21 protein-coding genes and 1 pseudogene are annotated in these 25,640 nt (G+C 68.2%); 9 read left to right on the top strand and 13 right to left on the bottom strand.

Features of this window, described 5'->3' with window-relative positions; genetic code table 11:
• Positions 1-42: 42 nt before the first annotated feature.
• The 5 genes from ndk to DY157_RS03160 all read right to left on the bottom strand — a co-directional run bounded on the left by ndk (position 43) and on the right by DY157_RS03160 (position 4,753).
• Positions 43-501 (bottom strand): nucleoside-diphosphate kinase, encoded by a 459-nt coding sequence (gene ndk, locus DY157_RS03180; protein ID WP_115727192.1) that lies wholly within the window; start codon positions 499-501, stop codon positions 43-45.
• Positions 502-630: 129 nt separating this feature from the next.
• Complete coding sequence (gene dhaM / locus DY157_RS03175) at positions 631-1,335, bottom strand: dihydroxyacetone kinase phosphoryl donor subunit DhaM (RefSeq protein WP_407923451.1); 705 nt, start codon at positions 1,333-1,335, stop codon at positions 631-633.
• A complete protein-coding gene (gene dhaL, locus DY157_RS03170; RefSeq protein ID WP_115727191.1) occupies positions 1,335-1,967 on the bottom strand; it encodes a dihydroxyacetone kinase subunit DhaL in 633 nt (210 codons plus the stop codon). The genes dhaM and dhaL overlap by 1 nt, the downstream gene beginning before the upstream one ends.
• A gap of 8 nt (positions 1,968-1,975) precedes the next feature.
• Positions 1,976-2,968: a dihydroxyacetone kinase subunit DhaK gene (gene dhaK, locus DY157_RS03165; protein ID WP_115727190.1), complete on the bottom strand. Its 993-nt coding sequence runs from the start codon at positions 2,966-2,968 to the stop codon at positions 1,976-1,978.
• 93 nt (positions 2,969-3,061) lie between these two features.
• Positions 3,062-4,753, bottom strand: a complete 1,692-nt coding sequence (locus DY157_RS03160; RefSeq protein ID WP_115727189.1) for a bifunctional folylpolyglutamate synthase/dihydrofolate synthase — start codon at positions 4,751-4,753, stop codon at positions 3,062-3,064.
• Positions 4,754-4,965: 212 nt separating this feature from the next.
• Between DY157_RS03160 and DY157_RS03155 the strand changes: the two genes are divergently transcribed.
• Positions 4,966-5,988 (top strand): Fic family protein, encoded by a 1,023-nt coding sequence (locus DY157_RS03155; RefSeq protein WP_115727188.1) that lies wholly within the window; start codon positions 4,966-4,968, stop codon positions 5,986-5,988.
• Between the two features lie 190 nt (positions 5,989-6,178).
• Here DY157_RS03155 and ileS read toward each other — a convergent pair whose 3' ends face one another.
• Positions 6,179-9,460, bottom strand: coding sequence for an isoleucine--tRNA ligase (ileS, locus tag DY157_RS03150; protein WP_115727187.1), 3,282 nt, complete (start codon positions 9,458-9,460; stop codon positions 6,179-6,181).
• Between the two features lie 383 nt (positions 9,461-9,843).
• Here ileS and DY157_RS03145 point away from each other — a divergent pair, with 383 nt between their 5' ends.
• Complete coding sequence (locus tag DY157_RS03145; RefSeq protein WP_235827050.1) at positions 9,844-10,767, top strand: MFS transporter; 924 nt, start codon at positions 9,844-9,846, stop codon at positions 10,765-10,767.
• Position 10,768: 1 nt separating this feature from the next.
• Here DY157_RS03145 and DY157_RS03140 read toward each other — a convergent pair whose 3' ends face one another.
• A complete protein-coding gene (locus DY157_RS03140) occupies positions 10,769-11,656 on the bottom strand; it encodes a CPBP family intramembrane glutamic endopeptidase (RefSeq protein WP_115727185.1) in 888 nt (295 codons plus the stop codon).
• Positions 11,657-11,828: 172 nt separating this feature from the next.
• Here DY157_RS03140 and DY157_RS03135 point away from each other — a divergent pair, with 172 nt between their 5' ends.
• The 6 genes from DY157_RS03135 to arfB all read left to right on the top strand — a co-directional run bounded on the left by DY157_RS03135 (position 11,829) and on the right by arfB (position 17,691).
• Complete coding sequence (locus tag DY157_RS03135) at positions 11,829-12,821, top strand: ABC transporter ATP-binding protein (RefSeq protein WP_115727184.1); 993 nt, start codon at positions 11,829-11,831, stop codon at positions 12,819-12,821.
• 27 nt (positions 12,822-12,848) lie between these two features.
• Complete coding sequence (locus DY157_RS03130; RefSeq protein ID WP_115727183.1) at positions 12,849-13,640, top strand: ABC transporter permease; 792 nt, start codon at positions 12,849-12,851, stop codon at positions 13,638-13,640.
• Positions 13,641-13,674: 34 nt separating this feature from the next.
• Positions 13,675-14,943 (top strand): sensor histidine kinase, encoded by a 1,269-nt coding sequence (locus tag DY157_RS03125; protein ID WP_160159428.1) that lies wholly within the window; start codon positions 13,675-13,677, stop codon positions 14,941-14,943.
• Between the two features lie 53 nt (positions 14,944-14,996).
• On the top strand, positions 14,997-15,602 hold the full coding sequence (locus DY157_RS03120; protein WP_235827049.1) for a response regulator transcription factor: 606 nt from the start codon (positions 14,997-14,999) through the stop codon (positions 15,600-15,602).
• Between the two features lie 298 nt (positions 15,603-15,900).
• Entirely contained in the window at positions 15,901-17,193 is a 1,293-nt protein-coding gene (gene trpB / locus DY157_RS03115; RefSeq protein WP_115727180.1) for a tryptophan synthase subunit beta, read from the top strand.
• A gap of 57 nt (positions 17,194-17,250) precedes the next feature.
• On the top strand, positions 17,251-17,691 hold the full coding sequence (gene arfB, locus DY157_RS03110; RefSeq protein ID WP_115727179.1) for an alternative ribosome rescue aminoacyl-tRNA hydrolase ArfB: 441 nt from the start codon (positions 17,251-17,253) through the stop codon (positions 17,689-17,691).
• Here arfB and DY157_RS03105 read toward each other — a convergent pair.
• The 4 genes and pseudogenes from DY157_RS03105 to DY157_RS03090 all read right to left on the bottom strand — a co-directional run.
• On the bottom strand, positions 17,688-17,981 hold the full coding sequence (locus DY157_RS03105; protein WP_115727178.1) for a hypothetical protein: 294 nt from the start codon (positions 17,979-17,981) through the stop codon (positions 17,688-17,690). The genes arfB and DY157_RS03105 overlap by 4 nt on opposite strands.
• A gap of 3 nt (positions 17,982-17,984) precedes the next feature.
• Positions 17,985-18,734 carry an SDR family oxidoreductase gene (locus DY157_RS03100; protein WP_115727177.1) on the bottom strand — a complete coding sequence of 250 codons (750 nt, stop codon included), beginning with the start codon at positions 18,732-18,734 and terminating at the stop codon, positions 17,985-17,987.
• Positions 18,731-19,855 carry a DUF4349 domain-containing protein gene (locus tag DY157_RS03095; protein ID WP_115727176.1) on the bottom strand — a complete coding sequence of 375 codons (1,125 nt, stop codon included), beginning with the start codon at positions 19,853-19,855 and terminating at the stop codon, positions 18,731-18,733. The genes DY157_RS03100 and DY157_RS03095 overlap by 4 nt, the downstream gene beginning before the upstream one ends.
• A 184-nt stretch (positions 19,856-20,039) precedes the next feature.
• A pseudogene (locus DY157_RS03090) lies at positions 20,040-20,459 on the bottom strand (heterodisulfide reductase-related iron-sulfur binding cluster); the annotation flags it as partial.
• Positions 20,460-21,092: 633 nt separating this feature from the next.
• Here DY157_RS03090 and DY157_RS03085 point away from each other — a divergent pair.
• On the top strand, positions 21,093-23,051 hold the full coding sequence (locus tag DY157_RS03085) for an SHIRT domain-containing protein (RefSeq protein ID WP_268876496.1): 1,959 nt from the start codon (positions 21,093-21,095) through the stop codon (positions 23,049-23,051).
• 533 nt (positions 23,052-23,584) lie between these two features.
• Here the strand turns inward: DY157_RS03085 and DY157_RS03080 are convergent.
• Both DY157_RS03080 and DY157_RS03075 read right to left on the bottom strand, forming a co-directional pair.
• The gene (locus DY157_RS03080) at positions 23,585-24,715 is read right to left on the bottom strand and encodes a sensor histidine kinase (protein ID WP_160159426.1); all 1,131 of its coding nucleotides are present in this window, start codon (positions 24,713-24,715) and stop codon (positions 23,585-23,587) included.
• Positions 24,716-24,819: 104 nt separating this feature from the next.
• Complete coding sequence (locus DY157_RS03075) at positions 24,820-25,479, bottom strand: response regulator transcription factor (protein WP_115727173.1); 660 nt, start codon at positions 25,477-25,479, stop codon at positions 24,820-24,822.
• Positions 25,480-25,640 lie beyond the last annotated feature (161 nt).

Raw genomic sequence — 25,640 nt, 5'->3', positions numbered from 1 at the left:
CGATCGGCCCGGATCGGGGGATTCGCCTCCCCCGGGGGTTCATCAGTCGTGGTAGACGAGCTCCGGGAACCACAAAGCGATCTCGCGCTCGGCCGAGGTCGGGGAATCGGATCCGTGGACGACGTTCTCCACGTGGTTCGAGCCCCAATCGCGCCCGAGGTCGCCGCGGATGGTTCCGGGGGCCGCGAGAGTCGGGTTGGTCGTGCCCATGAGGATCCGCATGCCCTCGATGACCCGGTCTCCTTCGACGACGACGGCGACGAGCGGACCCGAGGCCATGAACTCCACCATCGGCTTGAAGAAGTGCTGCTCGCGGTGCTCGGCGTAGTGCTCCTCGAGGAGCTCCTTCGATGCCTTCTTGATCTTGAGGCCCTTGAGGACGTAGCCCTTCGCCTCGATGCGGCGGAGGACCTCGCCGGTGAGTCCGCGGGCGAACCCGTCGGGCTTGACGAGGACGAGCGTGTGTTCCTTGTTCGAGTCGAGGAGGTCAGGGGTCGGCATCGTCCCACCTTCCAGTAGTAGTGATTTCTTCAGTTCGAATCGCGCCGATCATACGGGACGAAAGTCCGCGACGCGAGCCCGGGAAAGGGGCCCGCGTCCGGGCTGGACGCGGGCCCTTCCGTGGTGCAACTATTCGGCGGATTCGAGGGTGTCGACGACGGCCTTGAGGGCCTCCGCCGCCTCGGGTCCGGAGGCGCGGAGCGTCACGGTCTGCCCTTGCTTGACGCCGAGCGCCATGAGCTCGAGGACCGAGCCGGCGTCGGCGCCGTCGAGGAGGACCTCGGCGTCGAATCCGCCGGCGACCCTCGCGAGGAGGGCGGCCGGGCGGGCATGGAGGCCCGCAGGATCCGCGACGACGGCCGTGGCCACGACCTCGTCATCGCCCGTCGAGGCGGTCGGCTCGGGGTGGAGCGGCGCGGCCGCGGACGCCTCGGGCACCGGGGCGCAGACCCCGCGCGCGGCGGCGACGACCTGCCCGAGGGAGTCCCCGAGCTGGGCGCGCACCGACGCGGCGATCGTCCCCTCGACGACGGGGGCGTCGACGAACACGAGGTGGTCGGGATCGTCGGCGAAGTCGAGCACCGCTTCAACCGTCATGGTCGCCGACCCGAGGTCGGTGAGGATGACGACGCCCGCGCCCTCGTCGCGTCCGACCGACTCGAGCGCGGCCTCGACGGCCGCGTCGATCTTGTCGTAGGACGTGCCGATCCCGCCGTCGTCGGTGCCGCCGGCCGCCTCGAAGCGGACGTCCGGTGCCATCTGGGAGGCGAGTTCGACGACCCCTCGGGCGAGGAGGTCGGAGTGCGAGGCGATGACGAATGCGACGCGCGGCATCAGGCCTCCTCGGCCGCTTCGACGGCCTTGGCGAGGATGATCGACGAGGAGACGGCGCCCGGGTCGAGGTGGCCCTTCGAGCGCTCCCCGAGGTAGGACGCGCGCCCCTTCGTCGCCTGGAGCGGCTCGGTGGCGGCGGCGCCCTCGGAGGCGGCGAGAGCGGCGGCCCTCAGCACCTCGAGTGGCTCGGAGCCGGACTCCGCGGCCGCCTTCGCGGCGTCGGAGGCCGGGCCCCACGCGTCGACCATCGTCTTCTCGCCGCGCTCGGCCTTGCCACGCGCTTGGATGCCCTCGAGGGCGGCGGCGACGAGGGCGGAGGCGCCCACGGCGTCGACGGGCTCGGAGGCGGCGGCCTTCGCAGCGCGGAGGAACGCGGTGCCGTAGAGCGGCCCGGCGGCCCCGCCGACCGTCGACATCAGCGTCTTGGCGACGACCTTGAGGACATCCTGCACGCTCTCGGCGGGCTTCGCCTCAAGAGCGGCGACGACCTGCGTGAATCCTCTGTCGAGATTCTCCCCGTGGTCGCCGTCGCCGATCTGACGGTCGAGGTCGATGAGGTACTCGCGCTGCTCGGCGATCGCCTCGCGCGTGAGCGTCATCCAACGGTTCGCCCATGCGGCGTCCAGTGCCATAGGGGTCCTCACTTCCAGGCCGGTGTGGCCACCGGCGCGTCGAACAGGTCGAGGAGCTCGTCGTCGACGCGCAGGAGCGTCACCGACACGCCCGGCATCTCGAGGCTCGTCACGTAGTTGCCCACCATCGAGCGGGCGATCTCCACGCCGTCGGCCTCGAGCAGCTGCGCGAGGCGGCGGTGGCAGATGTAGAGCTCGGACGAGGGCGTGCCGCCCATGCCGTTGACGAGGGTGATGACGCGCTCGCCGGCCTTGAGGGCGAGGTCGTCGCGGACCTTCGTGTAGAGCTCCTCGATGAGCGCGTCGGCGGGCTCCATCGCGCCGCGGCGGTAGCCGGGCTCGCCGTGGATGCCGATGCCGAGCTCGATCTCGTCGTCGCCGAGCTCGAAGGAGGGCTTGCCGGCGTGCGGGACGGTGCAGGGGCCGAGGGCAAGGCCCATCGACCGCATCTCGGAGTTCACGCGCTCGGCGACGGCGGTGACGGCGTCGAGGTCGTCGCCGCGCTCGGCGGCGGCGCCCGCGAGCTTCTCGACGAAGATCGTGCCGGCGACGCCGCGACGGCCCGCGGTGTAGAGGGAGTCCTCGACGGCGACGTCGTCGTTGACGACGACGGAGCGGACCTCGATTTCCTCCATCTCGGCCATCTCGGCGGCCGTCTCGAAGTTGAGGACGTCACCGGTGTAGTTCTTCACGATGTGGAGGACGCCGGCGCCGTGGTCGGCGGCCTTCGTGGCCTCAAGGATCGGGTCGGGGGTCGGCGAGGTGAAGACGGCGCCGGGGACGGCGGCGTCGAGCATGCCGAGGCCGACAAATCCGGCGTGGAGGGGCTCGTGTCCGGAGCCGCCGCCGGAGATGATGCCGACCTTGCCCTCGGCCTTCGGGGTGGCGCGGGTGACGTAATCGGGGTCGAGGTGGACCTCGACGAGATCGGCGTGGGCGAGGGCGAAGCCCTCCAGGGTTTCCTTGACGACGTTGTGAACGTCGTTGACCAGCTTCTTCATGGTGCCTCCTTGCATCTGGCGAGTGGTCGACTCAGCGCCAATGGTGCCACCTCGACCGCCCGTCCACTACCGGAAACGGCAGATCATCGCGTTCTATGGACGAATGCCTGCAACTTCGAGCATGCGCCCTGCAAGAACGACCGACCCGAAGACGACGACTCCGGCGCGGTCCGCGGGGTCGGTCGTCGCCTCGGCGAGCTCGGCGGCCCGGTCGACGGCCTCGGCGAGGTCGTCGCGCGCCTCGACCCGGTCGGGCCCGAAGACGTCCCGGGCGATCTCCTCGAGCGTTTCGAGGGTCGCGGCCCGCTCCCCCGGCATCGAGGTGACGACGAGCGAGTCGAGCCGCGGCTCCATCTCGGCGAGCACGGATTCGATGTCCTTGTCGCCCATCGCCGAGTAGACGCCGACGACGTGCTTGAAGGGGAACGCGTCCTCGAGCGCGTCGGCGAGGACGCGGGCGCCCGCCGGGTTGTGGGCGGCGTCGACGAGGATCGTCGGAGAGGTGCGGACGACTTGGAGGCGCCCGGGCGAGGTCGCGGCCATCATGCCGCGCTCGACCGTCGCCCCGTCGAGCTCGCGCCCGCCCATGAACGCCTCGACGGCGACGAGGGCGGCGGCGGCGTTGTGGGCCTGGTGCTCGCCGAAGAGCGGGACGAAGACGTCGGCGTAGGTCGCGGCGGGCGTCCGAATCGTGACGAGTTGACCGCCGACCCCCATCTGCCGGTCGAGGACCTCGAAGTCGCGGCCCTCGAGCCGCACGATCGCGTCGACCTCGCGGGCCCGCTCGAGGAGCACGTCGAGTGCCTCTTCGGGCTGGGCGGCGATGACGCAGATCTGCCCGGGCTTGATGATCCCCGCCTTCTCGGTCGCGATCTCGCGGATCGAAGAGCCGAGCCACTTGGTGTGGTCGAGGTCGATCGGCATGATCACGGATACTCCGGCGTCCATCGTGTTCGTCGCGTCCCAGAGGCCGCCCATCCCGACCTCGACGACCGCGGCGTCGACGGGGTGGTCGGCGAAGGCAGCGAAGGCCATGACGGTGAAGACCTCGAAGAAGGAGAGGCGGGGACCGCCCTCGGCGAGCGACTTCTCGTCGATCATCTCGATGTAGGGGGCGACGTCCTCCCACGCCGCGACGAAGCCCTCGCGCGAGATCGGCGCGCCCTCGAGGGAGATCCGCTCGCGCACGTCGATGAGGTGGGGGCTCGTGAATCTGCCGGTGCGCACGCCGAAGGCGGTGAGCATCGCGTCGATCATCCGCGCGGACGAGGTCTTCCCGTTCGTCCCGGTGATGTGGACGGAGGGGTAGGAGTTCTGGGGATCGCCGAGGATGTCGAGGACCGCGCGGACGCGGTCGACGGTCGGGTCGAACTTGTGCTCGGGTGCGCGCGCGACGATCGCGTCGTAGATCGAGGCGACCCGCTCGTCGAGGGCGACGGAGTCGGCGGCGGCCTCGAGGGCCGCGTCGTGTGCGGCTCTCTCCCGCTCGGCGCGGGCCGCAGCGGCGTCCTCGGAGAATTCGTCGTCGACCTCGTCGTCCTCGATCTCGGCGAGAATCGAGGGGTCGGGCCCGAGGAGCAGGGACGACTCGACGAGCGCGCGCAGGGCCGCGGTCCGCTCGTCCTCGGCCTCATCCTCGTCGCTCTGCCCGGTGACGTCCGTCAGGGCGAGCTCGTCGGGAGCGTCAGCCGCCTCGAGGTACGGGAGGAGGTCGGCGGGGATGGCACCGGGCTCGTGGGCGGGCTCGGCGTCGTTCCCGAAGAACGCGGGGTGGTCATTCGCCATGGGGGCCTCCTGATCGACGAGGGCGGGGCGGCGCGTTTTCCCGGCGGGGAAACGGCAGTCGCCCAGTCTACTCGGGCGTGCCCGATCGGGCTCCGCGGGCCGGCGCCCTCCCCGGCGAAGGCGTGCGCTGACGGTCATGCAGTCATGCGCGCGATGATGTTCCATAGAGCATCCGTATGCGCATGTCGGAATACTGTCGGAATAATGTCGGTATGACCTATGAGCCGCCCTTGTCCCTCACCGATGCGATCGTCTCGCTCGTCGCCGAAATCGGCGAGCTCGCCGGCCGCGTCGATGCTCGCGGGCGCCTCGATCGCAGTCCCCGGTTGAGGCGCGAGAATCGCATCCGAACGATCCACTCCTCACTCGCCATCGAGGCGAACACCCTCTCGCTCGTCCAGGTGAGTGCGATTCTCGATGGGAGACGGGTCCTCGCGCCTCCGCGCGATCTTCTCGAGGTGCGCAACGCGATCAATACCTACGAGGCACTCGAGACCTTCGATCCGGTGGCGATCGACGATCTCCTTCGCGCGCACCGGATGCTCATGGGCGGCCTCGTCGACGAAGCGGGTCGCCTGCGGAGTACGAACGTCGGGGTCTTCGACTCCGACCGGCTGATCCACGCGGGCACGCCCGCGAAATACGTCGGTACAGCGATGGCTGACCTTCTCGAGTGGCTGGGCACGACGGCCGCGCACCCGCTCATCTCCTCGTGCGTCTTCCACTACGAATTCGAGTTCATCCACCCCTTCCGGGACGGGAACGGTCGAATGGGCCGGCTCTGGCAGACGGTCGTCCTCGCGCGATGGAATCCCCTCTTCGCCTGGCTTCCCGTCGAGTCGGTCGTGAAGGATCACCAGGAGGACTACTACGCTGCGCTGCGCCGAAGCGACGCCGCCGGGGAGGCGACGACCTTCGTCGAATTCATGCTCTCGATGCTCGCCGCCTCGTTGCGCGAGCTCGTCGACGTCGACGGGTCGGACGAGCCGAACCCAGGGGACGGTGACAGCGCGTCCCGTATCCTCCGTGAGCTTCGCGCGGACCCCTCGATGTCGATGGCGACCCTCGCGACGACAGTCGGCGTGAGCGCGCGCCAGGTCGAACGCGTCATCGCCCGACTGAAGAAGGAGGGTCGTATCCGGCGAATCGGAGCGCGACGCAACGGCCACTGGGTCGTCGAGCCGAACACTCCGGGCCGCCTCGGAAGCGGCGGCCAGTCGCCCCCGCGCGATTGAGCGTCGACTTCGGCGTGCCGTCGGACCCCGTTTGCATTGCGACCGAATTCTCGGGCACGCACGCGCGTCATCGAGGCAAACGAACACCGTATGAAACGGGGCCGGGGCAGTGGATACCGCCCCGGCCCCGGGTTCGACCCGATCCGCCGCTCCGCCCTCGTCGATCGAGGGCGGAGCGGCGGACGATCGCTCAGCGCTTCGCCACGGACACCTCGAGCGTCTCGGCCGGAACGACCGTCACCTCGAGGGCGAGGGTCTCGTGGGCGATCATCTCGCGGTGCGCCTCGACGGCCGCCACGCGCTCGGCGGGAACGCCGAGGGCGAGCGCGATGCGATCGGAGATGTGAAGGCCGGCGTTCTTGCGCTCGTCCTGGACGGCGCGGACGACGTCGCGGGCGTAGCCCTCGGCCTCGAGCTCGGGCGTGAGCGCCGTGTCGAGGACGACGACGGTGCCGTTCGCCATGACGTCGGCGACCTGGCCCTCGACCGCGTCGACGGAGGTCGAGACGGAGAACTGATCGCCGGTGAGGACGACCGGCGCACCGTCGACGAGGACGCCCGGGAACTCGCAGGACGCGCCGTCCTCGGACACGCTCCAGTCCCCCGCCTTCTGCGCCTTGAAGAGCGCGGAGGTGAGCTTGCGGATCGACGGTTCGAAGGCGCGCGGGTTGAGCGCGAGCTCCGTGTTCGCCGTGAGGCCGGACTCGTCGGGCGTGAGGAAGCGGACCTCCTTGACGTTGACCTCGGAGGCGACGAGCGCGCCGAAGGGCGCGAGCGCCGCTGCCTGCTCGGACACGACGGACATGCCGGCGAGGGGCTGGCGGACGCGCAGCTGGTTGACCTTGCGAAGCGCGTGCGCGGTCGAGACGACCTCGCGGACCTCGTCCATGGCGGCGACGAGCGCATCGTCAGCGACCGTGTCGGGCAGGGTCGGGAAATCGACGAGGTGCACGGACTCGCCGCCGGTGAGGCCCTTCCAGATCTCCTCGGCCAGGAGCGGGAGGAGCGGCGCGGCGGTCTCCATGAGGCGCACGAGCGCCGTGTAGAGCGTGTCGAACGCCGCCGCATCCTCGTCCCAGAAGCGCTGACGCTGCGTGCGGACGTACCAGTTCGTCAGGACGTCGAGGTAGTCGCGGACGAGCTCGCACGACTTCGCGATGTCGTAGCAGTCGAGCGCGGCGCGCACGTCGTTCGCCAGGCCCCGCGTATGGGCGAGGAGGTAGCGGTCCATCTCGGGCAGTCCCGCGACGACCGAGGCGTCGGCGAGGTCGAGTTCGTGGGCCTCGTACCCCGCGCCGCCCTTGGCCGCCCCCGCGTACAGGGTGAAGAAGTAGTACGCGTTCCAGATCGGGAGGAGGACCTGGCGGACGGTGTCCCGGATGCCCGCGTCGGTCACCATGAGGTTGCCGCCGCGCACGACGGGCGAGCTCATGAGGAACCAGCGCATCGCGTCCGACCCGTAGGTGTCGAACACGCCGTTGACGTCCGGGTAGTTGCGCAGCGACTTGCTCATCTTGCGGCCGTCGTCGCCGAGGACGATGCCGTGCGAAACGACGGACGTGAACGCGGGGCGGTCGAAGAGCGCCGTCGCGAGGACGTGGAGCGTGTAGAACCAGCCGCGCGTCTGCCCGATGTACTCGACGATGAAATCGCCCGGGTAGTGCGACTCGAACCACTCCTGGTTCTCGAAGGGGTAATGGACCTGCGCGTACGGCATCGAACCGGACTCGAACCAGCAGTCGAATACGTCGGGGATGCGGCGCATCATCGACTTGCCGGTCGGGTCGTCGGGGTTCGGGCGGACGAGCTCGTCGATGTAGGGGCGGTGGAGGTTGTCGACCTTCACGCCGAAGTCGCGCTCGAGCTCTTCGAAGGAGCCGTAGACGTCCTCGCGCGGGTAGCGCGGGTCGTCCGACCGCCACACGGGGATCGGCGAGCCCCAGAAGCGGTTGCGGGAAATCGACCAGTCGCGGGCGCCGGCGAGCCAGTTCCCGAAGATCCCGTCCTTCGTGTGCTCGGGGACCCAGGTGATCTGCTGGTTGAGCTCGACCATGCGGTCGCGGATCGCGGTGACCTTGACGAACCACGAGGACACGGCCTTGTACATGAGCGGCTTGCGGCAGCGCCAGCAGTGCGGGTACGAGTGGACGTACGACTTCTGCTGGACGAGAACGGCGCGGATCGACGGATCGCGGCGGGCCATCGGGCCGGTCTGGTCCCGCAGGTCGACGACGACGGGCTTGTTCGCGTCGAAGATCTGAAGGCCCTCGTAGTCGGAGACCTCGGAGGTGAAGACGCCGCCGTCGTCGACGGGGACGACGGTGCCGATCCCGTACTCCATGCACGTCCACATGTCGTCCTCGCCGAAGGCGGGGGCCTGGTGGACGAGGCCGGTGCCGTCGGTCGTCGTCACGTAGTCGGCGGCGATGATCTGCCAGGCGTTGGGGCCGGGGACGGCGCCCTCGGCGCGGTGCGCCTCATCGTCGAAGTAGTCGTAGATCGGGTGGTAGCGCTTGCCGACGAGGTCGGCGCCGACGTACTCGGCGAGGATCTCGGGGTTCTCGCCGAGTTCCTTCGCGTAGGAGCCGAGGAGGTCCTTCGCGAGGACGACGTTCTCCCCGGCGATCGGCGAGTCGAGGTCGGTGGCGACGCGCACGACGACGTACTCGACCTTCGGACCGACGGCGACGGCGGAGTTCGACGGGAGGGTCCACGGGGTCGTCGTCCAGATGAGGACGAGCTCGGGCTTGACGGCGCCGGGCAGGAGCGGCTCGGTGAGGCGCATGCCGACGGTCACCGTGTTGTCCTGGCGGTCCTGGTAGACCTCGTCGTCCATCTTGAGCTCGTGGTTGCTCAGGGGTGTGCGGTCGTGCCAGCAGTAGGGCAGGACGCGGTAGCCCTGGTAGGCGAGGCCCTTGTCGTAGAGCTGCTTGAACGCCCAGATCACCGACTCCATGTACGTGGGGTCGAGGGTCTTGTAGTCGTTGGAGAAGTCGACCCAGCGCGCCTGGCGCGTGACGTAGTCCTCCCACTCGTTCGTGTAGCGGAGGACCGACTCGCGGCACGCCTCGTTGAACTTCTCGATGCCGAGGCCGCCCTCGCGGGTGATCTCGGTGACGTCGTCGATGCCGAGGAGGCGCTGCGCCTCGAGCTCGGCGGGAAGGCCGTGGGTGTCCCAGCCGAAACGGCGCTCGACACGGTGGCCGAGCATCGTCTGGTAGCGGCCGACGATGTCCTTCACGTAGCCGGTGAGGAGGTGGCCGTAGTGCGGGAGGCCGTTCGCGAAGGGCGGTCCGTCGTAGAAGACGAACTCGTTCTGCCCTCCCTTGCCGGCGGGCCGGGCGTCGATGGACTTCCGGAAGGTGTCATCGGCGGCCCAAAAGGCCAGTGTCTCGCCTTCCATCTGCGGGAAGGACGGGCTCGCGTCCACCTCGGTGTCGCGGTGGCGCGGGTAGAAGCCGTGCTTCGTCATCGTGTCCTCGTCTGTTCGTCTCACAGGGACGAGGACCGGCGACGCCGGGACCCGCGGTACCACCCCGCTTGCCCCTCCCCCTCACGAGGGCGGGGCCGCTTCTTTCATGGGCTGTGTCGGGCCCTCCCGTCCGGTTCTACTGAGTCGCGGTCGCCCGCTCCCGTTCTTCCGGAGACTCCCCGGTGATGCCCTCGGAATCCTCGCCCGTGGGCGGGGAGTCGAGGCCGGATCTTCGTCGCGCCCCACTCTAGCCGACCGCGGCGCACGGGCGCGCACCGGGTCGCGTGCAACGCGACTCATCCGAGGCCCTCGTGCGGACGCCCGGCGCGAGGCGGCCCGCGAACGCGCACACTGGACCCACGCCCCGCGAGCCCCGTTCCCCCTTGACGCGCCTCGCCCTGCCCGTGTTCATCCCCTCGCTCGTGTGGTCGACGGGCTACGGGGCGCTCGATCCCGTGGTGGTCCTCGCGGCTCTCGCGCTCGGGATGTCGCAGTCCTCAGCCTCGGCGCTCGCCGTCTCCTCGAACCTCTGGTCGCTCGCCCGCCAGGCCTACGTCGCCGAGTCGGTGCCGCCGCACTGGCGCGCCCGCGGGATGTCGATGCTCGGCGGAATGCTCCGCCTCGGGAAGATGGTCGGCCCGGGAGCGGGCGCGGCGGCGCTCGACCCGGTGCTCGCGCAGGCGCGGCCCGTGAGGGAGCGCGCGGATCGTCGTTCCGTCCTCCTGCTCGCGACCTGCGTCCTCGTCCTCGCGCTCGTGCGGACGAATCGGCAGGTCGTCATCCCGCTCCTCGGCGCGCACCTCGGCGTGTCGAACGAGCTGATCTCCGCGACCTTCGCGATCTCCACGCTCCTCGACGTCGCGGTCTTCTACCCCTCGGGGCGGATCACCGACCGCTACGGGCGCAGGGCCGCGCTCATTCCGACGCTCCTCGCGATGGGCGTCGGCTTCTGCCTGCTCGCGACCGTCACCTCGACCGCGTGGTTCATCGCGGCCGCCTGCCTCGTCGGCTTCGGGAACGGCCTGGGCGCGGGGATCGTCATGACGATCGGCGCGGATCTCTCCCCCGACGTCGATCGGTCGAAGTTCCTCGGGGTCTGGCAGTCGCTCTCGACGATCGGTACGGTCGTCGGCCCTTTCCTCGTCTCCGCGATCGTCGCCGTGTCGGACGTCGAGTGGGCGACGGCGATCACGAGGATCCTCGGCCTCGCGGGCGCGGCGTGGTCGTGGTTCTGGGTGCCGGTCGCCTACCGGAGGATCGGCATCGACGAGCGGGGCCGGGGGCTGCGCCCTCAGGGGCTCTCCTGACTCAGGCCCGCGCGCGGGGCGTGAGGATGAGTCCGCGCCGCTTTGCGACGATGAGGAGGACGAGCGCGCATGCGAGGCAGACGAAAAGCGCTGTGAGAGATCCCTCGAAGCCCGTGGTTCCGCCGGTGAGCGCGGCAGGCCCGTTAATCGTTGCAGCGAGGAGTCCGTGGTTCTCCGAACCCGTCCCCGACACGTCTGAAGAGAAGATTCCGCCCTGGACGAAATTCCATGCGGCGTGGACGCCCATCACGAGCCACAGCCGCCGAGTGACGACGAAGCATGCTCCGAGAAGGAGCCCAGCCTCGAGACCGATCGCGAGCGCGCCACCGGGGGTCGCTTCCGGGTTCGTCAGGTGCAGGCCCCCAAAGAGCGCGGAGGTAAGGCCGAGCGCCCACCACGTGCCGACACGGTGCTCGAGGACGCGCAAGAGCAGTCCGCGGAAGAGGATCTCCTCAGCGACACCCGCCATGACCGAAATGCCCACGAGGCCGAGGATTGCCGGATTCGGGTTCAACCCGGTCGCTCGGTACGCGCCTGCGAGCGCGGCGACCCCGACGACGATGCCCATGAGGAGGGTGCCGAGTGTGAGGCCCGCGCCGAGCTCGCGCCACGCCCCCGGTGACCTGATCTCGACCGGCGACCGCTTCGCGATGCACCGCATGATGAGGAGATAGCCGCCGACGGCGAGAATCGCCGCGAGGATGCCGCCGACCCCGAGGCCGATATCCCCGCCGATCCTGACGCCGAGGATCCCTCCCAGGAATTCGGCGAGGATGAAACAGCAGAAGCCGACAAGCACTTGCAGGACGGGATGCGCCCCGACCTCGTCGATGGCGTTGAACGCCTCGCTGCTCGTTCGTCCGGGGTTGTGGGTCTCGGAAGTCAACATGGTTGAACCCTCCTACTCTTGCGCGCTTTCACGCGCATGACGTGTCGCAACACAGCCCATGATATTCGTCATCCCCGAGCGGTGAATTCCCTCATGAGGAGCGGTGACTCGGCGCACTACCGGCCGAATCGCACCGCCGGGAGCATGGAGTCATCGAGAGAAGGGAGACGATATGAGCGTCGTCGAAGCGACCGGCATCGAACGGACCTACGGACGGGGGCGCACCGCGTTCCGCGCCGTCGACGGGGTCTCACTGCGGATTGAAAAAGGGGAGCTCGTCGCGCTCCTCGGCGTCAACGGCGCGGGGAAGACCTCCCTCGTCGAGGTCCTCGAAGGACTCGCCGCCCCCTCGGCGGGCGAGGTCCGCGTCTTCGGGCTCGACCCCGTCCGCGACCGCCAGGGGGTCCGCGCCCGCACCGGGATCATGCTCCAGGAGGCGGGCTTCGCCTCCGACCTCACGGTCGCCGAAACCTTGAGGATGTGGGCGGGGACGCTGCCCGCCCCGCGCCCGATCGACGAGGCCCTCGCGCTCACCGACCTCGCCCATCGGGCCTCCGTCCGGGTCGGCGCCCTCTCGGGCGGCGAGCAGCGCCGCCTCGACCTCGCGATGGCGATCCTCGGGCGCCCCGAGCTCCTCTTCCTCGACGAGCCGACGACGGGCCTCGATCCGGCGTCGCGTCGTCGCACCTGGGACCTCGTCGCCGCGATGATCGACGAGGGCGTCTCCATCCTCCTCACGACCCACTACATGGAGGAGGCCGAGCGCCTCGCCGACCGCGTCCTCGTCATGCGCGACGGTCGGATCATCGCCGAGGGCGATGCCCGCTCGCTGGGCGCGGCCCGTCCCTCGCGCATCGAGTTCACCGAGAATCCGGCGCTCGACGACGCGCTCCTCGCTTCTCTTCCGGGCGTTCTCGGGGTCCCCGCGCGTGAGCGCGGCCGCGTCCTCGTCGATACCCGGGACCTCGATGCGACCCTCGCCGCTCTCTTCGCCGAGGCCGCCCGACGCGGCATCCGGATCGATGGGCTCGACGCGCGCGCCGCGGGACTCGAGGACGCCTTCCTCTCTCTCGCCGGCGCTGAAGCCGGCGGGCACAGCTCCCCCGCGGTTCGCCCCGGTTTCCCCATCGATGGTCCCGGCGCGGCCCCCGCGCCCCGAGCTTGATCCGAGCACATCCCCAAGGAGACTCCCATGCCCACCGCCGCCACCCGCATCCTCGCGATCTCGCGCGCCGAGTCGCTCCTCTACCTGCGCCGTCCCGTCCTCCTCGCCCCCGCCCTCGTCATGGGGTCGCTCATGGTCGTCCTCATCGGCCCGATGCTCGGCGACTCGTTGACGGGCCCGGCCTTCGCAGCGTTCCTCGTCGCGATGCTCGCCTCCTGGGCGCTCCTCATGGTCGTCTACCAGAACACGACGACGATCGGCGTCGCGAGGCGCGATGAGGGCGTCTTCCAACGCATGTCGACCGGCATGGCGACGCCCTGGGAGGCCTTCATCGCCGCCTGCGTCCCGTCCGCGTTCATCGCGATCGTCCAGATTCTTCTCGGCGCGCTCGCCGCGCACGTCGTCCTCTTCGAGCTCCCCCTCGTCAACCCGATCCTCCCTCTCCTCGCGATCGGACTCGGAACCGTTCTCCTCGCGGCGCTCGCAGCGTGGACGAGCTCGTGGACGAGCTCGGTCGGAGCCGCGCAGTTCACGACCGCGCCGGTCTTCCTCGGCTTGCTCTTCACCTCCGGGACTCTCTTCAGCTTCGCGTTCCTCCCGGGCCCAGCGCGCCTCGCCCTCGAGTCGACGCCGCTGCACGCGATGAGCGACCTCATCGTCCTCGGCCTCCTCGGCGGGAACGCCGCCGGCGACGTCTCCGGGCTCGGATTCCTCGACACCTGGACGCATGCCGCCCGCCCCCTCGCGATCCTCACGGCGTGGACGCTCGCTGCCGTTCTCCTCGCGCGCGCGACGATGCGCTTCGAGCGGCGCCGCTGACGAGGACGGGGCGGGACCTGCAATGATGGGGAGCATGAGGACCGTGCGCGCGACCGCGACCGCGCCGACGCGGATCGGCGCGGGCACGCGACGCCTGCGCGACTACTCGCTGTGGTCGTTCTACGCGCTCTACGCGCTCTGGCCCCTGGTCCTCGCCGGCGTAGTCGCCGGTCTCGAGCGGATCACGGCGTGGACTCTCGCGACCCTCGCAGTCCAGACGGTCCTCGCCTTCTGCTCCGCCCTCACGCTGCGCGACCTCGTCGACGCGGCGGTCGACGGGCGGCCCGCGCGCACCCGATTCCTTCTCTCCGATCTCGGGCTCTACGCGGCCTCCCTCGTCTTCGCGGTGCTCGGCTTCACCCCGTCCGAGCTCGCGATGTCGCCGGTGACGCTCGCCTTGATCCTGCCGACGCTCGGTCTTCTCTCAGCCTTCCCCGGATGGCGCTCCGCGGCCGCAGGTCTCGTGGGCACGGGACTCGTCGTCGGCGGCACGGGCCTCGCCCACTTCTTGCATCCCGTGCCCGGCGTGAACGTCGGAGCGGTCCTCATCGCGGCGGCGATGCCGACCGCGCTCCTCCTCCTGTTCCTCGTCCCGGCGATGCGCTGGTCGATCTCCGTCCTCGAGTCGGTCGGCTCGCAGGAGCGCCTCGACCTCATGCGCGCCGATCTCGCCGTCGCCGAGGAGCGCCTGCGCATCGCCCGCGATCTCCACGACCTCTTCGGCCGCACGCTCACGGCCGTCGCGCTGAAGTCGGACCTCGCCGCCGAGCTGGCCGAGGCGGAGGGCGCGCCGCGCGCCGCCGCGGAGGCCCGCGCCGTCCAGGAGCTCGCCGATTCGGCCCTCAGGGAGGTGCGCGCGACGCTCGCCGGATACCGCACCCCCGACCTCGGAGCCGAGGTCGCTGGCGCCGCCTCGCTCCTCGCCTCGGCCGGCGTCGGCGTCCGCATCGTCGGCGATCCCTCATCGGTCCCCGACCCGGCCGCGCCCCTCCTCGCCCTCGTCGTCCGCGAAGCCGCGACGAACATCGTGCGCCACTCGCGCGCGACGTCCGCGCTCCTCCGCTTCGAGGTCGTCGACGGGCTCGCCCGCGCGGAGATGACGAACGACGGCGCGCCCGATGCACTCGCGGACTCCGACGGCTCGGGGCTCGCGTCCCTGCGCGCCAGGCTCGAGGACGAGGGCGGGACCCTCGACTGGAGCGCGGGAGCCGGGGGCTTCAGGCTGACCGCGACGGCGCCCGCGGATTCGGGCTCCCACCCGGACGGCGCGGCCCCGGGCGCCGCGCGAGGATCCGCGCGATGATCGGAGCAGACCCCCGCCCCAGGGCCGGGACCGCACGAGGAGAGGAGCCCGCGGTGATCCGCATCGTCATCGCCGACGACGAGACGCTCCTGCGCGACGCCCTCGAGTCGCTCCTCGGGCTCCAACCCGACCTCGAGGTCGTCGGCGTTGCCGCCTCGGGCACCGAGGCGATCGCCCTCATCGAGGCGACTCGCCCCGAGGTCGCGCTCCTCGACCTCCAGATGCCCGGCGCGGACGGGATCGAGATCGTCGAGCGGGTCGCGGCGTCGAGCCCCGACACCCGCTGCCTCATCCTCACGAGCCATGCAAGGCCCGGCTACCTCAAGCGCGCCCTCGAGGCGGGCGCCCGCGGCTTCGTCCCGAAGACGACCTCGGCGAAGGAACTCTCCCGCATCATCCGCCGCCTCGCCGAGGGGCAGCGCTACGTCGACCCCGAGCTCTCCGCCGAGGCCATCGCGGCCGGCGACTCGCCCCTCACGCCCCGCGAGGCCGACGTCCTCGAACTCGCCGCCGAGGGCGCTCCCGTCGACGAGATCGCCGAGCGCGCCTGCCTCTCCCCCGGCACGGTCCGCAACTATCTTTCGAGCGCGATGACGAAGCTCGGCGTTCCGAACAGGCACGCGGCCGTCGAGGCCGCGCGCGAGAAGGGGTGGATCTGATCCCCTGCGCCCACGGGCGCATCCGCGCCGATCGGGAGGAGGCGCCGCCCCGACCTCGTCGATCGCCGAACGCCGAGGACCGGGACACCGCGACGGGACGACCACGATCCGGATGGAGGTGGCGGAGGTCACGCCCGCGCCGCTAGGGTGCGAGGCGTGACGACGATCAGTACCCGCTCCTGGTGGTGGCTCTCCTCTTTGGCGAGCCGCTGATCATCGTCCCCATTTCGCAGCCCGCCAACGTCGGCGGGCTTTTCTGTTGTCGCGCTCGCCGCCGCTCGAACACAAGGAGAACCCCATGACCGACACGACCGCGACGACCGAGCCCGCGGGCGCCGCCCCCACCGCCAACCGACTCCCCACCGGCCCCATCGAGGGTCTCCCCGACGCGACCGTCCGCGACACCTTGCTCCCCGCCTTCTTCGGGCGCTTCGGCGGGCAGGAGGTCCCCGACTTCTTCCTCCCCGCCCTCGACGAGCTCGAGGCCGCCTACGTCGAGGCGATGGCCGACCCGTCCTTCCACGAGGAGCTCGACGAACTGCGCCGGACCTACCTCGGGCGCGCGACCCCGATCTTCGAGTGCCGGAATCTCCCGATCGGCGGCGGCGCGCGCATCGTTCTCAAGCGCGAGGACCTCGCCCACGGCGGCGCCCACAAGGGCAACAACGTCCTCGGGCAGGCGCTCCTCGCCAAGCGCATGGGGAAGAAGCGCCTCATCGCCGAGACCGGCGCCGGCCAGCACGGCACCGCGACCGCGATGGTCGCCGCCCTCATGGGTCTCGAGTGCACGATCTACATGGGCGCCCACGACGTCGCCCGCCAGAAGCCGAACGTCGAGCGCATGGAGCTCATGGGCGCGACCGTCGTCCCCGTCACCCGCGGGTCGGCCGGCCTCAAGGACGCCATCGACGAGGCCCTCGAGGAGTGGTGCACGCGCCTCGCCGACACCTTCTACCTCCTCGGCTCGGCGACCGGCCCCCACCCCTTCCCGACGATCGTCCGCGAGTTCCAATCCGTGATCTCGAAGGAGTCGCGCGCCCAGATGCTCGCCGAGCACGGGCGTCTGCCCGACGCGGTGCTCGCCGCCGTCGGCGGCGGCTCGAACGCGATCGGCGCCTTCGCCCACTACCTCGACGATCCCGAGGTCGAACTCATCGGCGTCGAGCCCGCGGGCAAGGGCCTCGACACCCCCGAGCACGGCGCCCCGATCTGCGCGGGCCGCATCGGCTCGCTCCACGGGATGCGCTCCTTCGTCATGCTCTCCGACGAGGGCGAGGTCCTCCCGTCCCACTCGATCTCCGCCGGACTCGACTACCCCTCGGTCGGGCCCGAGCACGCGATGCTCGCCGAAACGGGCCGCGTCCACTACGTCGGCATCACCGACGAGGAGGCGCTCGACGCCTTCAAGGCGCTCTCCCGCTCCGAGGGGATCATCCCGGCGATGGAGTCCTCGCACGCCGTCGCCCAGGCGCTGAAGATCGCCCGCGAGTTCGTCGAGGCGAACGGCCCGGACGCCGAGGGGCCGCTGCTCCTCGTCAACCTCTCGGGCCGCGGCGACAAGGACATGGAGCAGGTCGCCGACCGTCTGTGAGCACCCGGGGCCGGGCGCCGCTTGTCGGCGCCCGGCCCCACGGCGCACACTGCCAGCATGGAGGATCTGCGCATCGAACCGGGACCGGGCTGCCCGAAGGGACTCGTCGTTCCCGCTTCCGAGCTCGATGAGCGCTTCACGCACTCCTCCGGCCCCGGCGGCCAGGGGGTCAACACCTCGGACTCGCGCGTCCAACTCGCCTTCGACGTCGCCGCGAGCTCTGCCCTCGACGAGCGGCAGCGCGAACGGGCCCTCGCCTCCCTCGCGGGACGGCTCACGGGGACGGTCCTCCTCGTCACCGCCTCCGAGCACCGCTCGCAGTTCGCGAATCGCAAGGCCGCGCGCGAGCGCCTCGCGGCCCTCCTGCGCGCCGCCCTCGCCCCCGAGATCCCCCGGCGCGCGACGAAGCCGACCCGCGCGTCGAAGTACCGGAGGCTCGCCGCCAAGCGGATGCGCTCCGACCTCAAGGCGCAGCGGCGCAGGCCGGGCCTCGACTAGTCGTCCTTCGTCGCCTCGGCGTCGAGATCGGGCATCGGGACGGAGATCGGCGGCGCGCCGGACTCGACCTCGATGGGGAGGATCTTCTCGCGCTCCTTCTCCTCGAGGAAGTACTCGTGGGCGGGGTTGTAGACCCGGTTGAGGGCGTCGAACGCCGCGGCCGCCGACTTCGACTGGCGCTTGCGCCAATAGATCCAGCCGCGTTCCTCGGCCCACAGGCCGATCCGGTCGAGTACGACGATCGCGAGGCCGACGAGGGCCAGGATCGCGAGGATCCTCCAACCGGACACGTCTCAGCCCTTGCGCGCGACCAGTGTGTTCGTCGCCTGCGCGACGGGCCGGACGATCATCGAGTCGATGTTGACGTGCGCGGGCCGCGTGAGCGTCCAGATGATCGCGTCGGCGATGTCCTCGGCGACGAGGGGCTCGGCGACGCCCTCGTACACCTTGTCCGCGGCCTCCTGGGAGCCGAGCCGGTTGAGGGAGAACTCGGGGGTCTTCACCATGCCGGGGGCGATCTCGATGATCCGGACGGGCTCGCCGACGAGCTCCTGGCGCAGCGTGTTCGCGATGATCCGCTCGGCGTGCTTCGCGGCGACGTACCCTCCGCCGCCCGGGTAGGTGTCGTGGCCCGCGGTCGAGGTGAGGAAGACGACGTCGCCCCCGCGCTCGCGCATTCCGGGAAGGAACGCGGTCGTGCAGCGCAGCGCCGTCATGACGTTGCGGTCGTACATCGCGGCCCAGCGCTCGGGGTCGGCGTCGGCGACCCTGTCGACGCCGATGGCGCCTCCGGCGTTGTTGACGAGGGCGTCGACGGGCCCGCCCTCGAGGACCGTCGCCGCCATATCGGCGACCTGGCGCTCGTCGGTGAGGTCGGCGGCGACGTAGGAGCATCCGGTCTCGGCGGCGAGGGCGGCGAGACGCTCCTCGCGCCTGGCGACCGCGACGACGTCCCATCCGAGGGCGCGCAGCCCCCGCACGGTCGCCTCCCCGATTCCGGTCGAGGCTCCGGTGACGACGGCGCGGCGGACGGTCTTGCTCATGGCGTCTCCTCGGGTTGCGGCGCGTCGCCTTCGGACGCGCCCTGCGACCTCAGGGTATGCCCCTGCGCCGCCGGCTCGCTCGGACCTTCCATCGACGAGGGCGGGGCGGCGTCCTCGTCGAGGGGAAGCGGACGGAGGCCGACGTCTTCGGAGGCCCCCGCACCCGCGTCGCCGTCCGCGGGCGCCCGCTTCGGCGTCTTCGGGCCGCGGGCCCGCCTGCCGATCCACCAGGCGAGCGCGACGAGCGGCGCGAAGAGGAGGAGCCACGGGGCGGCCATGATGAGCGCGTATGCGATGCCGGAGATCCCGGCGAGGAACACGCTCCACGAGCGTTCCCAGGCCGAGCCCGAGGCCGCGGGGACGACCGAGGTCGAGCGGAATTCGACGTCGAGCGCCGAATAGGAGACCCGATCCGCGTACCAGGCGCGCTGGGCGTTGAGTCCGTCGAGTTCGGCCTGGCGGTCGGTGAGCTCGCGCTCGGCCTCGATGAGGTCAGCAGTCGTCTCCGCCTTGTCGATGAGGGCCGTGAGGCGTTCGATCGAGGCCTTGAGGGCAGCGATCCGGGCGTCGAGGTCGGCGACCTCCGCGCCGACGTCGCTCGAGGACGTCGACTGCTCGCTCACCCGCCCGAGCGACGCGAGCTTCTCGCGCGTCGCCTCGAAGGTCTCGGCCGGGATCTTGAAGGTCGCCGAGGCGTAGGGCGCGCCCGAATCGGCGACGAGGTTCGTCGAGGCGACCGATCCGTCGGCATCCTCGACGATTCGGCCGGCCTCCTCCATCGTCTTCGCGGGATCGTCGACGTCGAGCCGCATGTACCCGGTGACGATGATCGCCGACGAGTCGTTCGACTGCGCCCGGTCGGCGGCGGCGCTCGTCGATCCTGAGTCCGGGGCTCCGACCGAGGAATCGGACGCGCAGCCCGGACCGACGACCGCGGCCGAGTCGGCGGAGGACTCGCCGACGGCGCTCGATGCGTTCGAGCCTCCCGCGGCGCCGCAGCCCGACAGCCCGAGGGCGAGCGAGAGGGCGAGGGCGGACGCGGCGAGCGCTCCGGCGCCGCGCGAGCGCCCGGACCGCGGGAGGCGAGCTCGGTCAGAATCACGGTGGGGACGGGCGTGCATGGCTCCTCCTCGAGTCGGTTTCCACCAGTGTCCCCGAGAGCGCGGGCGAGGGGAACCGCTTCTGCGCGAATGCTCCCGAATCGGTACGCACAGGAGCGGAACGCGACGGCGCCGGCGGGAGGATTCCCGCCGGCGCCGCGACCTCGTCCCCGTAAGGGGTGAAGAGGGACGAGGATTTCGCCTTTCAGTGCAGTCCGTAGGCCTTGTGAATGAGCCAGATCGGGTGGACGACGTTCGCGCCGGTATCGGTGCGCAGCTGCCAACGGCAGGTCTCCGTGTCACACGCCTCGAGCTCGACGTTCACCTGCTTGATGAAGTCGAAGACCGGCTTGCCGACCGCCTGGGCGATGTCGTACTTCTCCTTCTTCATGCCATAGGTGCCGGCGATGCCGCAGCACGGCTGGTTCGACTCCTTGACCGTGACGCCCGGGATGAGCTCCATGAGTTCGATGGCCGGGAGGCCGAGGCCCTGGGACTTCAGCTGGCAGGGGGCGTGATACGGGATGGTGACGTCGATCCGCTGGAAGTTGAGATCGAGCTCGCCCACCTCATGAAGGTGCATGAGGAACTCGCAGATGTCCCACATGCGCGAGCCGACGTCCGCGTGGGGTCTCCTACACCCGGAGAAAGCCCCTTGCTGAAACACAAGATCTCTGAGCATTCGCGTGGAGTTTCCGTCGCCTCCCTCATTCATCAGCGACGCCACCGCACGACAAGCCGCGTCATTCACGCCGTTGCGCGCGTGACGATGAGTACCAGCCCCGTCACGCCACCTACGCCTACGAGCAGGCGCGCCCGATGCGCAATCGGCAAGCTCAGCGACGTGCTCGAGGCTGAACTCGACGAACACTCCCGGTACATCCACCAGTTCCTCGAGCGCATCCAGCCCGGCGTCCACAATGTGGGCATTGCGGATCGCTTCACTGCGGGTGAACAGGCCCCCACCACGGGGCACCGGCCAGCGAATTTCCTGGTGGCGCAGCACTCCGGTAGCTCAAGGCACCCTGAGAGCTATACTTGTAGCACACCCACTCCCTCGGTTCTCTTCAGGAGCTTAAAACTATGACGCTATCCCCGCTCAAACGCAGGCTCGCCACACTGGCCACGGCGACACTCCTAACCATCAGTCTCGCCCCCACAGGAGTAGCACAAGCCATCGCCCCCCCCCGCAACTAGCCAACTAACAACCACAACTTCGCCCAACACGACCACACCGACGTGGGACAACAAAGGTTACATCGTCGCGGATAACGCGGATGATCTTCAGAACAAGATTGAGGAAGCCAAAGCTCTGGGCATCACTGTTAACGAGACAAACGCCGAGTTGAAAGCAGCGCCAAGCAGCGACGCCGCCACCGCGAAGAGCAAGCTTGAGAGCCTGAATGCCGAACAGATCGCCACACTCGACGATGCGATCGCGAAACAGAAAGAATACAATAAGAAATTTGAAGACGACGTCAATGCCACCATTGTGGCCATGTTCGGGGCAAAAACCGACTGGGACGTCAGCAAACTGAATCTTGGCGAAGATTTAACGAACCTGGCAGTAGTCACACCCGCAGCAGATCCCGAACACCCTTTCTCGCTCGATGAAGCCGGGATGGCTTTGAATGCGAAGGGAAAAATCCACGTCGGCGATAGCTGGACCTTCTACAACGTGCTTCAAGACCCCAAGTCTGGAAAGTGGATCGACCTCAAATTCAAACTGGTGAAGGCAGTTGCGACACCGGAGCCTTATGCGACCAGCAACCATTTCGAGGTCGACGAGATCACCCTTTCAAAGATTGGCCTATTGAACAACAAGGCAGCAGACCTTAGCCTGAATTACGGCGACTACGACATCACGATTCAAGTTGATTTCCTTGCACACGGAACCGTGGACCCCATCAAGATTACCCCCCTACTGGTCTTTGCCGACGTGGATGAGAACCAGGGTGTCCGCATCGAAGAAGAGAAGACCGTCGCAACTCTCCACGGCAATAGACTTGTCGAGGACACCGATCCGCAAAGCGAGTTCTTTGGTAGCGTGAGGAATACCCCTTACTCTCGCGACCTTAATGATGATGGGAAGGACCGCGAATACTGGGCGATCTTTAGGTTGACGGAGACCGATTCCTTCACCTACACGTACTTCGACGGCCCCGGTCGCAGCGTTATTCACAGCATCGGCCCAGGATCTTTAAACTACAAGCACCCACAAAATAAAGAACATGCGACTGCCTCGATCACTCTTTACAAGCAGCACGTGACCCATTCCGTGAATTACCGGATTGTCAATGACGCTCCGCCTGCCGACTCCGTCACGGCCGTGCCCGTAGGACAGGCAGGTCTCGAGCACAATTCTGAAGTGACCATTGCGGAACCTCTGATGACTACGTCGACGCTGAAAGGCGAAGTTGACGGAACCTGGGAATTCAAGGGCTGGTTCACAGATGAATCACTCAAGACCGTCGCAGATGATTTCAAGATCACTCAGGACACGACGATTTATGGGGCCTGGGATTTCACACCCAACGCATACAAGGTGACACACCGTTTCATCTCCGGCACCAAAGGCATCGACCTGCCAGAAGTCCTCACCAAACGGGCACCTGCCGACCAGACGGGCAAGACCAGCGGCACAATCGTTGAACCCGAAACGTTCGATGCCACCGATTACGAAGACGATGTCAACGACGGCATCTGGGTATTCACCGGCTGGGATGAGAATTCAAAGAAGATCAACAAGGGTGACGCGCATTTCATTGGCACGTGGACCTTCACAGCCAACACGTACACGGTGGCGCATGAGTTCATCTCGGGTACTGAGGGCATGAACCTGCCGAAGGATGTCACTGACCTGACTCCGGCTGACCGGGCTGGCGTTCTCAATAAGGCGACTGTCAAGCCTGGCGAGTTCAAGGCTGACCCGGTCAAGGACCCGACCCATGACGGATTCTGGAGCTTCCAGTCGTGGGACAACACGGAACTGACCATCGCCAAGGGTGACGCTAAGTTCACTGGTACCTGGGTGTATGCGGAAATTCCGAAACCCCTCACGCCTGAGGACCCTAAGAAGGTCAGCCTTGCTCGAACCGGTGCGCAGGTCGGTCTCCTTTCGGGTGCTGCCCTGGCTCTGCTTGGCTCCGGTGCTTTCTTGATCTCACAGCGTCGCCAAAGCCGGGCTACCCCTGGTGCACAACATGGCGCTAAGTAGTCCTGGCAACCCCTGACCAGTAGGCTGCTGGTCGCCATTGAGGGTGGTGTGCGCTGATTCAAGCGCACACCACCCTCGTGTTGTATTCGAGGTCAACGCGGCGCGGCTGGTGTGCCGATCGGGGAGCTTGGTTGAAGGGCTGCGGTTCGGGAGTGTGAATGTGAGGGAGGGTGTTGCTGCTTGGGCGGTGTGTGTGTAAAGGTTTCCGCTGTTGCGCCACACCCTGGACGAAGGATGGGCCTTCACGAAGCCCTATCCCTCACAGGTAAGCCACCTCGCGGCCCTGCCCGACTGGATGATCCACTTCCACAAACACCACAGGCCCCACACCACGACTGGAAAGCAACCACCAATCACGAAAACTGAACAACCTCCCCGAACATCGCGCCTAGCCGCGCTCACGCAGAGCTCGCCTTCCTCGCGCCAGGCGAGCATACGGGCGAGTTCAGCGGAGCCAAGTTTGGCGCATACCCGCCCTGCGTGCCAGATTGGAGCGGAGCCGCCATCGTCAGATTGAGGCGGGGCCGTCCTCATCAGGTTGGAGCAGGGCCGCCATCGTCAGATTGGGGCAAGTCCGAAGTCGCCGCCGACATGTCGAAGAATACGAGCATTCCACCCTCTACACGGGGGGTCAGAGTCAGCGTCGCATGATGCGCGTCGGCGATCGTCTGTGTGATGGCCAGTCCCAACCCATGCCCATTGTCGCGCGTCGATGAACGCCCGCTCGCTTTGACGAACGGCTCGACGAATTCGCTCACGCGCGCGGGATCTACGCGAGGGCCGTCATTGCTGACCGACACCCGCGCGGTGTCACCGTGGTGGCCGTAGGAACAGACCGTGATGTCGATCATCCCCCCGTCGACATTATGAACGATCGCATTTCGGACGAGGTTCGACAATGCCTGCCGCAACAGCACATGGTCACCTTCGACCATCATCGACGTCAGGTATGTGCTGACTCTCAAGTTCTTCGCAGCCATCTGCTGCTTCAGCGGAGACAGAGACTCGCGCATGATGCCCGCGAGATCAACAAGCTCACGATTGAGCGTCCCCATCTGTGCGTCTGACAGATCGAGCAAGGCATCAAGGGTCTCGGCGTTCGCCGAATTGACCTGCCGGATCTTGCCCAGAACGTCTCGGAAATCATCAGCGGTCACTTGAGGGTCGCTCAAAGTGACGTCGACGAGGGTTTGAATCGTCGCCAGCGGGGTGCGCAGTTCATGCGACGCATTGGCCGCGAAGCGCCGATGCGTTCCAATGGACGCCTTCACGGATTCCTGCATCGCATCGAAGGCATCCGACAGGTCTCGAATCTCGTCGTGTGGGCCGCCCAATGCAACCGGTTCGTCGAGGTTTCCCTGCGCGACGCGTCGTGCGGCGTCTGCCACGGTCGCCACGGGAGTCAGGACGCGCCCAGCGACGAACCAGCTCACAGCCGCCGACACAAGCGCAAGAATGAGAAGGGCGACGAGCGAGGACGCGAGCAGGGCGTCGAGGAACTCGTTGAAGAGAGTGAGCTGCAGACTGATGTCGAGGACTCCTCCATCACTCGGCGAGCCCAAGGACAGTTGAAATGGGACGAATCTCATGTACGCGTAGACGACCGCGATGAGGCATCCGCCCGACAGAGTCACCAGTCCCGTATAGGTCAAGGTCAGTGACATGCGCAGAGGGAGCCTTCGACTGTGCCGCGCGCCGTCACGCAAGCGCGTTTCATGATGTCCCATCAGCGTCCTTCTCACTCGCGAAGGGCGAATCGACATTCTGCTCATCGTCCGAAGCGATATCCGCGTCCGGGAACGGTTTGAATGACCCAGGGCTCGCCCAAGCGGCGCCTCAGATGCGAGATCGTCACGCGGATCGCATTCGTCAGCGGGTTGGCGTTCTCGTCCCAAGCCTTCTCCAAAAGGGTTTCTCCACTCAGCACTCCCCCGTCAGCCTCCATAAGTACTGCGAGCACGGCGAATTCCTTCGGGCTCAAACGCACGAAGCGACCATCGCGCGTCACTTCGTGCCGGAACGGGTCCAAGCTGACCCCATAGCCTTCGAGAACGGGTTGGCGCGCAGGGGCGATACGACGCTCAAGGGCACGAATTCGGGCGACGAGTTCTGGAAACTCGAAAGGTTTGACGAGGTAGTCGTCCGCCCCCATCTCCAGACCGCTCACCTTATCGTCGAGCGTTCGCGCAGCAGTGAGCATGAGCACACGTGTTCCCGGACACGTCAGGGCCAATTCCTTGCACACATCGTCGCCGTGTACGCCGGGAAGGTCACGGTCGAGGACAACGACGTCGTAGTCCGTCATCGAGATGCGGTCGAGAGCATCCTCGCCATCGTAAACGACATCCACCGCCATCGATTCATGCCTGAGGCCCCGCGCAACGGCGTCGGCGAGGAACACCTCGTCCTCGACCACCAGAACCCTCATACTCCCCCTCTGCGCGTCTCCGTCTCCGCGCCGTTGAACAACCACGCCTCTTCAGAGTATTCCCTCAGTGTTTCGAAAACATAAGCAAAAAGAGCAACACTCTCGCAACACCTCATCGTGTCAAATACTGCCATCGCCGGTTGCCCGGTACAGATTTCGCC

It is taken from the genome of Actinomyces culturomici (assembly GCF_900499005.1).
Lineage (GTDB): Bacteria > Actinomycetota > Actinomycetes > Actinomycetales > Actinomycetaceae > Pauljensenia > Pauljensenia culturomici.
The sequence above is the reverse complement of the archived record's forward strand: the minus strand, read 5'-3'. Positions and strand labels throughout refer to the sequence as shown.

What these genes read in the sequence shown, in the direction of transcription:
- DY157_RS03125 (WP_160159428.1), top strand. Translation starts at nt 13,675, where the DNA reads ATGAGGACCGTGCGCGCGACCGCGACCGCGCCGACGCGGATCGGCGCG.
- ndk (WP_115727192.1), bottom strand. Translation starts at nt 501, where the DNA reads ATGCCGACCCCTGACCTCCTCGACTCGAACAAGGAACACACGCTCGTC.
- trpB (WP_115727180.1), top strand. Translation starts at nt 15,901, where the DNA reads ATGACCGACACGACCGCGACGACCGAGCCCGCGGGCGCCGCCCCCACC.
- DY157_RS03080 (WP_160159426.1), bottom strand. Translation starts at nt 24,715, where the DNA reads ATGTCACTGACCTTGACCTATACGGGACTGGTGACTCTGTCGGGCGGA.
- DY157_RS03075 (WP_115727173.1), bottom strand. Translation starts at nt 25,479, where the DNA reads ATGAGGGTTCTGGTGGTCGAGGACGAGGTGTTCCTCGCCGACGCCGTT.
- arfB (WP_115727179.1), top strand. Translation starts at nt 17,251, where the DNA reads ATGGAGGATCTGCGCATCGAACCGGGACCGGGCTGCCCGAAGGGACTC.
- DY157_RS03155 (WP_115727188.1), top strand. Translation starts at nt 4,966, where the DNA reads ATGACCTATGAGCCGCCCTTGTCCCTCACCGATGCGATCGTCTCGCTC.
- DY157_RS03130 (WP_115727183.1), top strand. Translation starts at nt 12,849, where the DNA reads ATGCCCACCGCCGCCACCCGCATCCTCGCGATCTCGCGCGCCGAGTCG.
- DY157_RS03160 (WP_115727189.1), bottom strand. Translation starts at nt 4,753, where the DNA reads ATGGCGAATGACCACCCCGCGTTCTTCGGGAACGACGCCGAGCCCGCC.
- dhaL (WP_115727191.1), bottom strand. Translation starts at nt 1,967, where the DNA reads ATGGCACTGGACGCCGCATGGGCGAACCGTTGGATGACGCTCACGCGC.
- dhaK (WP_115727190.1), bottom strand. Translation starts at nt 2,968, where the DNA reads ATGAAGAAGCTGGTCAACGACGTTCACAACGTCGTCAAGGAAACCCTG.
- DY157_RS03135 (WP_115727184.1), top strand. Translation starts at nt 11,829, where the DNA reads ATGAGCGTCGTCGAAGCGACCGGCATCGAACGGACCTACGGACGGGGG.
- dhaM (WP_407923451.1), bottom strand. Translation starts at nt 1,335, where the DNA reads ATGCCGCGCGTCGCATTCGTCATCGCCTCGCACTCCGACCTCCTCGCC.
- DY157_RS03095 (WP_115727176.1), bottom strand. Translation starts at nt 19,855, where the DNA reads ATGCACGCCCGTCCCCACCGTGATTCTGACCGAGCTCGCCTCCCGCGG.
- DY157_RS03140 (WP_115727185.1), bottom strand. Translation starts at nt 11,656, where the DNA reads ATGTTGACTTCCGAGACCCACAACCCCGGACGAACGAGCAGCGAGGCG.
- DY157_RS03100 (WP_115727177.1), bottom strand. Translation starts at nt 18,734, where the DNA reads ATGAGCAAGACCGTCCGCCGCGCCGTCGTCACCGGAGCCTCGACCGGA.
- ileS (WP_115727187.1), bottom strand. Translation starts at nt 9,460, where the DNA reads ATGACGAAGCACGGCTTCTACCCGCGCCACCGCGACACCGAGGTGGAC.